Below are 11,724 nucleotides of genomic sequence, written 5' to 3' on the forward strand. Positions count from 1 at the left end.
GGTCTAGGAGACGTTCCGGTACGTCCCGACCGACGGATCGAGGAACTGGTTGTTGGCCTCGCGGATTCGGGCCGCCGCCTCGTCGTACAGGAACGGGAGGAAGGCGTAGCGACGCCCGCGCGACACCGGCGAGACGGCATGCATGAGGGAGCAGGAGAACACCACAGCGCCACCGGGCGGCGGCTTGAAGCCGCGTGGGCCATATTCGGGGAAGCTCACTTCGCCGCCGTCGAAATCTTCATTGAGGTTGATCGAGACTGCGAAACGACGATGCGCCGTGCCCTTGGTCGTGTTGTCGCGATGGGCGGCGAAGTGCCCGCCATCCTCGGCCGTGTAGCAGCCGACCAGATAGCGTTCGATCCGCGTCGCGTCGAAGAAGTGGAGGCGCGCGATCTCTGGCACGATCCGCCGCTTGATGCGCTGCTGGATGGCCAGGATGATCTTCTGGTCCTCGACGAGGCAGTCGCGCCGCCGCTTGCGTGCGGGATCGACCCTTTCCACGGTCTTCCCGTCGACTTCGTTCATGAAGCCCGTGTCACGGCCGCCCGTCACTTCGTGCAGAGAGATGAGGCCGCGGCAGAACGCCGGTTCGAACACGTTCGGCAGGACGAGCACGGGCGCCTGCAGCGCCCCGCCCGTGTGCAGGTGGGGCGGCGGCAGGGCGTCGAGAAAGGCGAACAGTTCGGCGCAGTCGGCGCCACCGGGCTTGAAGGGAATGATCTCAAGCACCCTCAGGGTCGGATCGAGCACGACCCAGAATTGCCGCACCTCGACCTGCGTGCCGGCCGCCGCCTCGCGCGGCAGCGCGCCATAGGCCTTGGAAACCTGGCCGTCGAAATCCCAGAAATGGCGGATGCCCGGCAGGTCCTGCCGGACGCGACCGGTATCGCGGTCCGACGGATCGAGGGACACGCCGAAGAAGCAGATGCGCTCGTCGTCGAACATTTGCCGATGGGCGGCCACGGCGGCGAGCGCGGCGGCGCCGCCGGGCGTCCCACCCGACACATGGAAGCAGAGCACGACGTACCGCCCCGCCACCGTGTCGAAGATGTAGCGCGGATTGCCCTCGGTCGCGGCCTGGAAGCGAGGCGCGGGATCTCCCCGCAGAAGCGTGACGAAGCTGTTTTCCATCCGGGCGCAGGCTATTCGGCTTTGATGCCGGATTCAAAAGCCGCCGCACGAAGCCTTGACCCACATCAAGGTGGAACGCGTGTTCCGCCCGCACAGTCCGCCGCGAGAACGGGAGCACCAATGACGCACAATCACGCAATCGTCTGGATGGACAGCAAGGAAGCCCACGTCTTCCACTTCAACGCGGTGGACGTCGAAAGCGAGGTGCTCAAGGCGCACAATCCCTTCCGCAAGGTCCATCACAAGGCCGGCGCGATCGGGTCCGGCCATGCGGCGATCGAACTCGATTTCCTGGATCGCATCGTCGACGCCGTTCGCGGTACGACGAGCTGGCTTCTCGTCGGGCCCGGGCAGGCCAAGCTGGCGCTCGTCCGGCACCTGGAGGCACACCTTCCCCACGACCTGAAGCGGCTGGCCGGCGTCGAAGCGATGGATCACCCGACCGACGGCGAGTTGGTCGCCCATGCCCGGCGCGCCTTCAAGGCCATCGACCGTATGGGCGGCCCCGTTGCCGAGGCCGGTCGCACACCGCAGTGAGCGGGCCCGGATCATGAAGATGCGCTCGACGGGTCATCCGTCGAGCCACGCGTGCGCGAGCAGGAACAGCGCGCCGAGCATTCCCGAGAAGATCCCGATCATCCACACGAACGCCTCGAACTCGAAGCGATAGAACAACAGCAAGCCGAGACCGAAGGCGATCGCGCCCAGCCCGTCGAGCGACACGACCCATCCCCGTTCGACTGCTCCCCGGATCTTCAGCGCGATCCAGAGCTGCAGCAGGCCGGTACACACGGCCCAGGCCGAAACCAGCGGCACCAGATAGCGGCCCACGAGTTCGGGCGCCACGATCACGGAAGCGGCGCAGGCAACGCCCGCGCCTCCCATCAAGCCCAGCCAGACCCGCGGCGTACCCGGTCCGCCCCTGATGGCCACTGCCCACGTGAGAAGACCATCGACGAGGGAGTAGCCGCCCCACAGATAGACCAGGTGGACGGCCGCCAGGTGCGGCCAGAAGAAGACGAGCGCCGCGAAGGCGATGGCCGCGATCCCCCGCCACTTCAGCAGCGGAGGATCGTCGGTCGGCACCGCCGTCGGTACACTCTCGTCGCGATCCGGAGACACGAGCCCCGCCGATCTCCGGCTACTTCGCGGCTCGTAGCTCCACCTCGGCGATGCCGGCCGCCACGTTCAGGCCCACGCTTCCCTCGACACTGACCGGTTGCAATGAAACCTGGTTGTTGCTGCCCCCGACCAGGACATTGGCGCCGACACCCGCTCCGACCGCGGCCGAGGCGGTCGCGCCGGCATAGACGCCCGCCAGCGCGCCGGCCGAGAGGCTACCGGGGGCGAACACCAGCCAGACGATCTGCGCCTCCTTGGTGAAACCGACGTCCAGGCCGAATTTCTTGACGGTACCCGTGTAGCGCTCCGCCACGCCGTTGCTGCGGCTGAACAGACAGGTGAGGTCCTTGGACGAGCCGAACACGAAACCGACGCCGCCGGAGACGGTGCAGGTGAGCGATCCGGCATTGACGCCGGACTTCGTCTGCGCCGAGGCCGGAGCAGCGAGAGCGGCGAGAACAGCTATTGCGGCCGATACACCGAAAGTGCGGGCGAACATTGTGGACTCCATTCCAAGGGTGACCTGATGCGGCGAGCCTAGTCGATGCTCGCGCGGTCGCCTTGAGACACATCAAGAAAAGCCGGGTCTTCCTCGTGACCTACATCAAGGCCGGCTTCTTCCTGCCGTGCGACCAAGGCCGGGACGAACTGGGGAGGTGGCCATGGGTTTCAAGACCATTCTCGTTCACTGCGATGCGGCCCCCGAGGCCGGCAGGCGCCTCGCCCTTGCGGCCGGAATGGCCCAACGGGAGTCGGCGCACCTGGTCGGCGTGCATGCGCGACCGCCCCTCCAGGTATCCGCCTTCTTCGAAGGCGGCGTCGCCATGGACGCGCTGTTCACGAGCTACGATGCCGCCCTCAAGGCGGAGGCCGGCACCGCCAAGGCCGCCTTCGAAAGCACCGTCAGGGGGCGCCAGCTTTCCCACGAATGGCGGGTCGCCGACGGTTACATCGACGCCGTTCTCGCCAGCCAGGCACGATATGCAGATCTTCTGGTCATCGGACAGGCTGATCCTGATGCCGGAACATCGACCCCGACCGACCTGCCGGAGGCCGTTGCCCTGTCGGCCGGACGGCCCTGCCTCGTCGTTCCGCGCGCCGGTGCCGAAAGGACACCGGGTACGAACGTCCTGCTTTGCTGGAACGCATCGCGCGAAAGCGCGCGGGCGGCGGCCGATGCGCTGCCTCTCCTGCGCGGTGCCAAGAAGGTGACGATCCTGGTCGTCGATCCCCGCAGTTCCCCCGATGGCCACGGCGCCGAGCCGGGCGCCGACGTCGCGGCATGGCTGGCGCGCCACGGTGTTGCGGTGACGGTGCTGCGGGAGGTCGCCGCGGACAATGACGTCGGCGGCGTGATCCTTTCACGGGCCTCGGACGTCGATGCCGATCTGATCGTCATGGGGCTCTACGGGCATGGCCGGATGCGCGAAATGATCCTCGGAGGCGCCAGCCGGGCGGTGCTCGCCCGAACGACCGTTCCGCTCTTCGTCTCCCATTGAGCCCGCCGGCGCCGCTGGGCGATCTTGCCCGCCGCGAGGGCGAGCGCGGGTTTGCTCTGGATCAATGCCCGGCCGCGCCCGGTGGAGAACCATGCGACATGGGAATCGAGGCGCCTCTTGTCCTGGTGGTGGACGACGACGATGCAGTGCGCAGCGCACTTTCTTTCGCTCTGCATGCGGAGGGCTTCTGCGTCCGCAGCTATGCCAGCTCCGCCGGACTCCTCGCCGAATCCATTCCCTGCCGGAACTGCCTTCTGATCACCGACTACAGGATGCCGGAGGTCGACGGGCTCGAACTCATCGAGCGCCTGCGCGGCAGCAAGCCCGACCTGCCGATCATCCTGATCAGCGGCCTGGTCAACCGGGCGCTGCGAGGCAGGGCCGCCCGGCTGGGCGTGAGTGCCGTGCTCGAGAAGCCTCTCAGCGGGCCGGGGCTCGTCGAGACGATCCAGCACATTTTCCATGGCAGCGCCTGAGCCCGGCACCTTGCTGCCGCGGCGGGTCGCCGGATACGTCGTAGCCTACTCGGGTCGCCATCAGATCGGTCTGGCCGCGCTTTCGGTGGCGGTCTTCGCGCTGGCCGCCCTGCCGCTCGAACTGCAGCGCCGCCTCGTGAATACGCTGGTCGACCACGGATCGTTCTCGACCGTGATGTGGCTGGCGGGCGGCTATGCAGGGGTCGCGCTCGCTGAGCAGGTCCTGAAACTCCTCCTCAACGTCTACCGCGGCTGGGTCGCCGAGGACTCGGTGAGAAACCTGCGGAGCAACGTGTCGCTGGCCGCCGAGCGGACCGATCGCACCGGCTCGACCGAGGAGATCGGAGCGCAGATATCGATGATGCTGGAGGAGGCCGAACCGATCGGCGGCTTCACCGGCATCAGTCTTTCGGAGCCGCTGTTGCAGGCGGGCATCCTGGTGAGCCTGATCGGATACATGGTCATGCTCGACTGGCGGCTGGCCCTGCTCGGCCTTGCGTTCTTCCTGCCGCAGACCGTCTTCGTGCCGCTCCTGCAGGCCGGTATCAACCGCAGGGCACGCGAGAGGATCCTCGTGAAGCGGAGCATAAGCGCCGGCGTGGTGGACCATGTCGTCGCCCGGACGGCGGGATGGGCCTGGGCCCGCGGGCCAATCGGCCGCGTCTTCACGCTCAACATGGGAATCTACCGGCGGAAGTTCACGCTCAACCTGCTGATGAACATGATGCACCACCTGGGCGTCGCCTCCGCCCTGTGTCTGGGCGGATGGCAGGTGCTGGCAGGCCGCATGGAGGTTGGGACCGTCGTGGCCATCGTCGGCGGCCTCGGCAAGCTCAACGATCCCTGGGGCGACCTGGTGAACTGGGCCCGCGAGTTTGCCGTCGTCAGCGTGAAATACCGGCTTTTCTCAGAGTTCGTGAACGGTCTTTCGCGGCGGACTACGTAGAATCCCTTAGTCTAAGACCCGAATAGCAGCCGCCATGAACTCAAGGTACCCAACTGACAGTTCGATCGAGATCACCGTCAGGGGGACAAGATGCAAACAACCGCCATTCGTCCGCAGCACTCGACCCCAGCGATCGTCTTCAAGCGCTCAGCCACCCCCGCATGTCGCTCCGGCGCGATCGGCCTCACGCAGCATTTCGCCAAGGGCGACGAGCTGTTCGCCGAAGGCGACGAGGCGGACTACTTCTACAAGGTCGTTTCGGGTTCGATCCGTTCCTACAAGCTGCTCAGCGACGGCCGGCGCCAGATCGACGCCTTCCACCTGCCCGGCGACATCTTCGGCCTGGAGGCCGACAGCGACCACCGCTTCACCGCCGAGGCCGTCGAGGCCACGTCCGTGATCGCCTTCCGCCGGTCCCGCCTCGTCGAACTGACAGCCGACGACCCCGCCTTCGGCGAGCAGGTCATGATGTCGATGATGCGCAGCCTCGAGCGGGCGCAGGACCACATGCTGCTGCTCGGCCGCAAGACGGCGCAGGAGAAGCTCGCCAGCTTCCTGCTGGAAATGGCGGAGCGGCTCTCGCAGCAGGACGGGCATGTCGTCCTGCCGATGCAGCGCGCCGACATCGCCGACCACCTCGGCCTCACCATCGAGACGGTGTCGCGCACCCTGACCCAGCTGGCGCGCAACCACCTCATCGGGCTGCGCTCGGGAAGCCGCGACGTGGACCTGTGCGACATCAAGGGACTGCGTCACCTCCAGGGCTGCTGATCGGGCCCGGCTTTCCCACGCGGCACGCCGCATCAAAGCGCGCCGGAACAGTTTTCCGATCCCTGATGATCGCCGGCGGCCTGCGTGAGCGTGCCGCGTCCATAGACATCCGGATGATCGATCAGCCGCCCCGCGGCATCGGGAAAGCGCGTCCGGTAGACGAGGCGCGTGGGGATCTCGGCGGCCAGTGGCACACGTCGTGTCGCGCCTGCGGCAATCGACGAATCGATTTCCTGTCGCGTCATATCCAGGGCCCAGCCGGCAAGCTCGCGCGCCTGCTCCACGCGGATGCATCCATGGCTGAAGGCACGGCTGGTCTTCTCGAAGTACGACCGGTCGTTCGTATCGTGCATGAAGATCAATTGATCGTTGTCGAGTTCGAAGAGCACCCGGCCGAGTGGGTTGTGCGGCCCGGGCGGCATGAAGCGGGCGCCCTCCCATCGCACCATCGCGGGCGTGGGGGTCCAGGACGGATTGAATTTCACCGCGACGATGGCCGTCGCCAGCTCGGGCGTGGGGGTGGCGCGCCTGCCCACGACCACACGGCTGCGCAGAACGGGGGTGCCGTTCTCGAACGCGACGAGCTCGAACGACGGGATGTTCACCACGACGAACTTGCCACGGACCGGGACATCGACACCGACCGCCCGCAGCGCGGCATTCCTCTCGTCGCGCTGCGGCGGCGCCGCGCTCTCGGCGGGCACCGGCTGGTTGCCGCCGCAAGCCGCAAGCAGGAGCAGCGCAGCTCCGGCGAGGATCAGTGTGAAAGAAAGGCGCATCGCTCTCCCGTCAGAAGCTCTGCCGTGACGCCGCCCAGCGTCCATTTCCCTTCGCGGCTGTATCCGTAGGCGCCCGCCACGATCAGGTTGGCATCGCCACCCCGCGCAATCTCCAGAAGTTGCGACGCGTTGGCCTTCATCGTGGGAACGACCAGGGTTTCCGCCTTGATGTCATGGCGTGCCAGCCAGTTGGCCACGCGCGCGACGCTGGTGCGGGCAAGCGCCTGGTCTTCCGCCGCGTCCATCGTGACGACGGTCACTCTGGTGGCTGCCTTCAGCAGGGGCAGCGCGTCGGCGATCGCCCGCCGGGCCTCCCGCGAGTCCTTCCACGCCACCAGAATGCGGTCGAAAGACGCCGGGTCGCGGGATTGCGGCAGAAGCAGCACCGGTCGGCCCGCCTTCATGACCAGATCGCAGAGATCGGGCTGTCGGGTGGCGTCGAATGGATCGCCCTTCTTGGCCGTTCCCGCGATGATGAGATCGGCGGCGGCCGACTCTCCCGCAAGATGGTCCGCCAGCGGCTCAAGGCAGCTGCGCCCGCTCCAGTCGGCCGGCTGCCTCAGGCTTGCGGTAGCCGTCCGGAAATCCGCCTCCGCTTCCAGCAGATGCCGCTCCCGTTGCCGGCGGTCCTCTTCGAAAAGGCCGGCGGGAACGGGATAGTCGTGGCAAAGGCAATGGATCGGCCGACACGCGGCGCGCCCGAGAAGGACGGCGTCGAAGCGCTTCGCCAGATCCACCGACGCCGCCATCAGCCGTCCGTTCGCGCGGCCCGGTGGCAACGACACCAGTATCGTCCGGTAGTTCATGGGATTGCCTCCGCCGCTTCCGATTGCCGAAGCCCGTTCAGCGGCTCGATCGTTCGCGCCGGTCACCCGACTGGAGGATCAGGGCGAAGACGAGCGCCGCCACGAGATAGACCGCGCCGAGAATCAGGCCGGCATACGAACTGTCGAGCCAACGCGCGAGGAAGCTGAAGGCGGCGAAGCTGAAGAAACCGACGCTGACCGTGCAAAGCATCGCCACCACGCTCCACCCGCCGATTCGCCGGGCGGTCCTGCGGGCGGCGTTGCCTGCCATGGTGGCAGCCATCAAGCCGAGTATCCGCAGCGCCACGCTTATGACGGACGTAGCGCCCGGCAATGCCGCCTTTGTGTCGCTCACCGGCGCACCAACAGGACACCCAGCAGCAGGCCGGCAGCCGCGGCGCAGGCCACCGACGTCCAGGGCCGTTCACGGATCGACCGTTCGAGCTCCTGGCGCCCATCCCGAGCGAGGGCGGCCGCTTGATCCACATCGATCTTGTCGGCGAGCGCCCTGGCCTTGGCCAGCAAACCGCGGGCGGCCTCGTCGGCGCTGTGCAGCGCCTCCTTGCTCTCGGCGTTCACCATGGTCTCGAGGGTCGCCGCCAGCTTCTCCAGCTGCTCGCGCAGCACACCCGGTTCGACGCCGAGATAACCGTAGGTATCCTTCGTCACGGCAGCCTCCCCTCATGGACGCATCATCGTCGCATGCGCGGCAAGCCGGCCCCTTGACGTACATCAACCCGCGATGCCGAACGCTACCGTCGCGGAGCTGCAGGGCCTGCAGCACGGGGATACAGGACCGCAAGCCGGTCGATCGCCAGCAGCAGGACGCCGACGCGGCTGGCGGACGAGGCCCATTCGGCCAGTCTCGGATAGTTGTCGACGAGCCAGTTGAAGGCGATCTGGACCGCCGCGAACGCCGCCGCGGCCTGTGTCACCTCCCCCAGCGACAAGGATCGGTCGATGTACTTCGGTACGCAGAGGATCAATCCGATGATCGGCGCGAGCAGCGTGTTGCCATGCGAGACGAGCGTCGTCCGCACATGCTGGCCGCACAGCGAAGCCCAGGTGCGCAACACCTCTTCCAAGGCGAACCCCACGGGCGCGGCCTGGGCGATCGCGCCAGGTGCCCGTTGGTCGCCCTGTGCCGCGCGGAGCCGGGCCACGGCGAACTTCAATTCCGATTCCGCCTGGTTTTTCCGCTCGATGACATGCGCCATCCGGCGCCCCACGAGGATCATCATTCCCGTCGTCAGGGCTGCATAGAAAACGCTGGCGAAAACCAGGTACCCCGGCAACTCGAAGCCCAGCTCGCGGGGACCGACCGGGAGGCTGCCGCCGATCGTCCAGAGGACGACCACGAAGGTCGACGCGGTCAGGACCGACGACAGGAGTCCGGTGACCAGATCGATCGGCGCATCCGTGGCGATGCGTGCGTCCTCGGCGATGCGGTACTCCGGCAGCTGCGGTTCGTCCGCGCCGGCATCGAGCCGACGGCAGTTGTCGTTGTCGAGCCAGAGCTCGAGCAGGCGATTGGTCAGCCAACCGCGCCACCGCCGCTGGAAGGTCATGCGCGCCCAGACCGCGAAGGCGGCCAGCGCGATGCTGGCGGCCGCGAACTGCGGCAGGAGGTAGGTCTGGTTCCGAATCTCCAAGCCGTTGCGCTGCTCCAGCGCATCGAAGAAGTCGCGGTTCCAGATGTTCAGTCGGTATTGGACGAGCAACTGGGCGATCACGCAGACGACGAGCGCCCCGATGAGAAGCCAGGGCAGCCAGCTTCCCGCGCCGATTCCGAAACCCGCGGCCGTACGCCAAAAACGCCGCAGCGATCCTCGCCCCACGGCGGAGGGCGCGTCTTCCCTCACGCCCCGCTTCTCGTCGCCAGGACTTTGAGACCGAGGAAGGTCGGCTCCGGACGGACGATGACTCGGGTCGCGATCCGGGTGGCGTAGGGCTCGAATCGGCCCTTGCGAACGAACTTCGCCCGGAACGCCGAGTGCTGAAGCACCGAAACGAGGCGAGGCCCGATGCCGCCCCCAAGCAGGACGCCGCCTTTGGCGCCGAACAGAAGCGCCAGATCGCCGGCGAACGACCCGAGGAAGCCGCAGAACATGTCGACCGCCTTGGCCGCCTGCGGGTTGTCACCCTGCAGGGCACCCCGAACGATCTCCTCGGGGGTGAGCACCTCGGCGCCGCCCTCGTGGCCACCGAGCGCCTGATGGAGATTTACCAGCCCGCTTCCCGAGAGCACACGCTCGGCGGACACGTGATCGAAGCGATGGCGGAGGAATTCGACCACCGAGGCTTCAGCCGCATCGCTCGCAGCCAGGGTCGCGTGCCCGCCTTCGCTCGACAGGACATGCGGGGCTTCCGCGCCGGGAATATAGCAGGCCACACCCAGTCCGGTGCCGGGCGCCAGCAGGACGACCGGACTGCCCGGATCGCAATAGCCGTCGCCGATGGTGACGACTTCGCCGTCCGTGAGGTTCGGCACACCCCAGGCGAGAGCGGCGAGATCATTGACGAGCGTAACGTCGCGCAGCGACAGGAGGCGCTGGAGTTGCTCACTCTCCAGCACCCAGGACGCGTTCGTGAGCTTGCAGCGTCCACCCGAGACCGGACCCGCCACCGCGATCACGGCCTCCTCGACGACGACGCCCTCCGCCTGGCCGTTGAGAAAGTGACGGAACGCATCGACGGCGCTCGAATAGGCGCCCGTCGGCACCGATTCGATGGCTCCCAGCCGGTCGCCGTCGAGAAGCGCGAACCGGGTGCGCGTCCCGCCGACGTCAGCCAGGAGACGGCAGGTCACGCCGTCGCCTTCGCGCGGTGCGACGCGATTCGCGCCGCGTACCATCTGGCCGACGCCTTGGGGGTGCGCGCCTGTGTGGCGTAATCCACCCTGACGATGCCGAAGCGGTTCGAATAGCCGGCGCCCCACTCGAAATTGTCGAGCAGCGACCACACGAAATAGCCTCGAACGTCCGCACCGAGCACGGTCGCTTCTTCGAGCGCCTCGAGATACGCCGCGAGATACGCGATGCGCTCGCGGTCGTCGATGGCGCCGGAGGCATCCGCCAGTTCGACCGCGCCCGCGCCATTCTCGGTGACGTAGATCGGCAACCCGTAGCGGTCGCAGGCATCGAGCAGGACGTCGCGAAAGGCGGCGGGGTCGATCTGCCATCCGATGGGCGAGCGCGGCGCGTCGGCCGGCGCGTCGCTCCACGCGAAACCCAGCCTCGACGCGGAATCGGCCCGCGCATAGACCGGCGAATAGTGATTGATGCCCAGCCAGTCGACCGGGCGATGGATGCGCTCCAGGTCGCCGTCGCGGCAGAACGGCGCCATGCGGGACGCGATGGCATCTGGATAGGCGCCCAGCATCTGCGGATCCGCGAACGCGCGATTCCAGTAGCAGTCGAGCATCCTCGCGGCTGCCCTGTCTTCAGGCGTCGCCTGCACCGGACGCGCCGGCTGCATGTTGTGGATGGCGCCCAGCGACGCGCCGATCACGTAGTCGCGCAGCACGTCGATGGCCATCCCGTGCGCCAGGTTGACGTGATGGATCGCCGCGTGATGGCTGGCCGCATCGTCCACTGCCGGCGGGTGCCAGCCGAAGGCATAGCCGAAGAGGGTGAAAACGCTCGGTTCGTTGAAGGTCGCGAAACGCTTGACGCGATCGCCGAGGCGGCTCGCGACGACGCGCGCATAGTCGGCGAACCAGCTTGCGCAGTCGCGGTTGGCCCAGCCTCCCGCCTCCTGCAGGGCTTGCGGAAGGTCCCAATGGTAGAGGCAGACCCACGGCTCGATGCCGGCGGCCAGCAAACTGTCGACGAGCCGATCGTAGAAAGCGAGCCCCGCTTCGTTCGGAGACCCCCTGCCGGACGGAAGGACACGCGGCCACGCGATCGAGAAACGGTAGGCCCCGACGCCGAGGTCCCTCAGCAGGGCGACGTCTTCGCGATACCGGTGATAGTGATCGCAGGCCACGTCGCCCGTATCGCCATTCTGGATTCGTCCCGGCTGGCGGCAGAACAGGTCCCAGACGCTCTCGCCGCGGCCGTCTTCCCGGGCAGCGCCCTCGATCTGGTACGACGAGGTCGACGCGCCCCAGACGAAACCCGGGCGCAGCGGATCGCGCGGCATCGGGGAGGGCGTCGGCCGTGCGGCCGGGTCGGTGGCACGGGTCATGCCGGC

Annotated in this window: 15 protein-coding genes; 5 read left to right on the forward strand and 10 right to left on the reverse strand. The window is 67.4% G+C overall.

Features of this window, described 5'->3' with window-relative positions; genetic code table 11:
* Nucleotides 1–3: 3 nt before the first annotated feature.
* Complete coding sequence (locus KQ910_RS03890) at nucleotides 4–1,131, reverse strand: 2OG-Fe(II) oxygenase family protein (protein WP_216957165.1); 1,128 nt, start codon at nucleotides 1,129–1,131, stop codon at nucleotides 4–6.
* A gap of 120 nt (nucleotides 1,132–1,251) precedes the next feature.
* Here KQ910_RS03890 and KQ910_RS03895 point away from each other — a divergent pair, with 120 nt between their 5' ends.
* Nucleotides 1,252–1,668 carry a translational machinery protein gene (locus tag KQ910_RS03895; RefSeq protein ID WP_216957166.1) on the forward strand — a complete coding sequence of 139 codons (417 nt, stop codon included), beginning with the start codon at nucleotides 1,252–1,254 and terminating at the stop codon, nucleotides 1,666–1,668.
* A gap of 33 nt (nucleotides 1,669–1,701) precedes the next feature.
* Here KQ910_RS03895 and KQ910_RS03900 read toward each other — a convergent pair whose 3' ends face one another.
* Entirely contained in the window at nucleotides 1,702–2,253 is a 552-nt protein-coding gene (locus KQ910_RS03900) for an HdeD family acid-resistance protein (protein WP_216957167.1), read from the reverse strand.
* Between the two features lie 19 nt (nucleotides 2,254–2,272).
* Nucleotides 2,273–2,752 carry a DUF992 domain-containing protein gene (locus KQ910_RS03905; RefSeq protein WP_216957168.1) on the reverse strand — a complete coding sequence of 160 codons (480 nt, stop codon included), beginning with the start codon at nucleotides 2,750–2,752 and terminating at the stop codon, nucleotides 2,273–2,275.
* Nucleotides 2,753–2,915: 163 nt separating this feature from the next.
* On the opposite strand from KQ910_RS03905, the gene KQ910_RS03910 reads away from it, so the two are divergent.
* From KQ910_RS03910 to KQ910_RS03925, 4 genes are all read left to right on the forward strand, one after another.
* Nucleotides 2,916–3,752 (forward strand): universal stress protein, encoded by an 837-nt coding sequence (locus KQ910_RS03910; protein ID WP_216957169.1) that lies wholly within the window; start codon nucleotides 2,916–2,918, stop codon nucleotides 3,750–3,752.
* A 98-nt stretch (nucleotides 3,753–3,850) separates the two neighbouring features.
* The gene (locus KQ910_RS03915) at nucleotides 3,851–4,228 is read left to right on the forward strand and encodes a response regulator (protein ID WP_216957170.1); all 378 of its coding nucleotides are present in this window, start codon (nucleotides 3,851–3,853) and stop codon (nucleotides 4,226–4,228) included.
* Nucleotides 4,215–5,174, forward strand: coding sequence for an ABC transporter transmembrane domain-containing protein (locus tag KQ910_RS03920; RefSeq protein ID WP_216957171.1), 960 nt, complete (start codon nucleotides 4,215–4,217; stop codon nucleotides 5,172–5,174). The genes KQ910_RS03915 and KQ910_RS03920 overlap by 14 nt, the downstream gene beginning before the upstream one ends.
* Nucleotides 5,175–5,264: 90 nt before the next feature.
* Entirely contained in the window at nucleotides 5,265–5,945 is a 681-nt protein-coding gene (locus tag KQ910_RS03925) for a helix-turn-helix domain-containing protein (RefSeq protein ID WP_216957172.1), read from the forward strand.
* Nucleotides 5,946–5,977: 32 nt separating this feature from the next.
* On the opposite strand, the gene KQ910_RS03930 is transcribed toward KQ910_RS03925, so the two are convergent.
* The 7 genes from KQ910_RS03930 to KQ910_RS03960 all read right to left on the reverse strand — a co-directional run bounded on the left by KQ910_RS03930 (nucleotide 5,978) and on the right by KQ910_RS03960 (nucleotide 11,718).
* A complete protein-coding gene (locus KQ910_RS03930) occupies nucleotides 5,978–6,724 on the reverse strand; it encodes a L,D-transpeptidase family protein (RefSeq protein ID WP_216957173.1) in 747 nt (248 codons plus the stop codon).
* Nucleotides 6,703–7,530, reverse strand: a complete 828-nt coding sequence (locus tag KQ910_RS03935) for a universal stress protein (RefSeq protein ID WP_216957174.1) — start codon at nucleotides 7,528–7,530, stop codon at nucleotides 6,703–6,705. The genes KQ910_RS03930 and KQ910_RS03935 overlap by 22 nt, the downstream gene beginning before the upstream one ends.
* A gap of 37 nt (nucleotides 7,531–7,567) precedes the next feature.
* Entirely contained in the window at nucleotides 7,568–7,885 is a 318-nt protein-coding gene (locus KQ910_RS03940) for a hypothetical protein (RefSeq protein ID WP_216957175.1), read from the reverse strand.
* Nucleotides 7,882–8,199 (reverse strand): glycine zipper domain-containing protein, encoded by a 318-nt coding sequence (locus KQ910_RS03945; RefSeq protein ID WP_216957176.1) that lies wholly within the window; start codon nucleotides 8,197–8,199, stop codon nucleotides 7,882–7,884. The genes KQ910_RS03940 and KQ910_RS03945 overlap by 4 nt, the downstream gene beginning before the upstream one ends.
* Nucleotides 8,200–8,282: 83 nt before the next feature.
* Nucleotides 8,283–9,392, reverse strand: a complete 1,110-nt coding sequence (locus tag KQ910_RS03950; RefSeq protein WP_216957177.1) for an SbmA/BacA-like family transporter — start codon at nucleotides 9,390–9,392, stop codon at nucleotides 8,283–8,285.
* Nucleotides 9,389–10,339 carry a glucokinase gene (gene glk, locus KQ910_RS03955; RefSeq protein ID WP_216957178.1) on the reverse strand — a complete coding sequence of 317 codons (951 nt, stop codon included), beginning with the start codon at nucleotides 10,337–10,339 and terminating at the stop codon, nucleotides 9,389–9,391. The genes KQ910_RS03950 and glk overlap by 4 nt, the downstream gene beginning before the upstream one ends.
* Nucleotides 10,336–11,718: a GH1 family beta-glucosidase gene (locus tag KQ910_RS03960; protein ID WP_439653314.1), complete on the reverse strand. Its 1,383-nt coding sequence runs from the start codon at nucleotides 11,716–11,718 to the stop codon at nucleotides 10,336–10,338. The genes glk and KQ910_RS03960 overlap by 4 nt, the downstream gene beginning before the upstream one ends.
* Nucleotides 11,719–11,724: the final 6 nt, after the last annotated feature.

This window comes from Reyranella humidisoli (genome assembly GCF_019039055.1).
In the GTDB taxonomy this organism is placed as follows: domain Bacteria; phylum Pseudomonadota; class Alphaproteobacteria; order Reyranellales; family Reyranellaceae; genus Reyranella; species Reyranella humidisoli.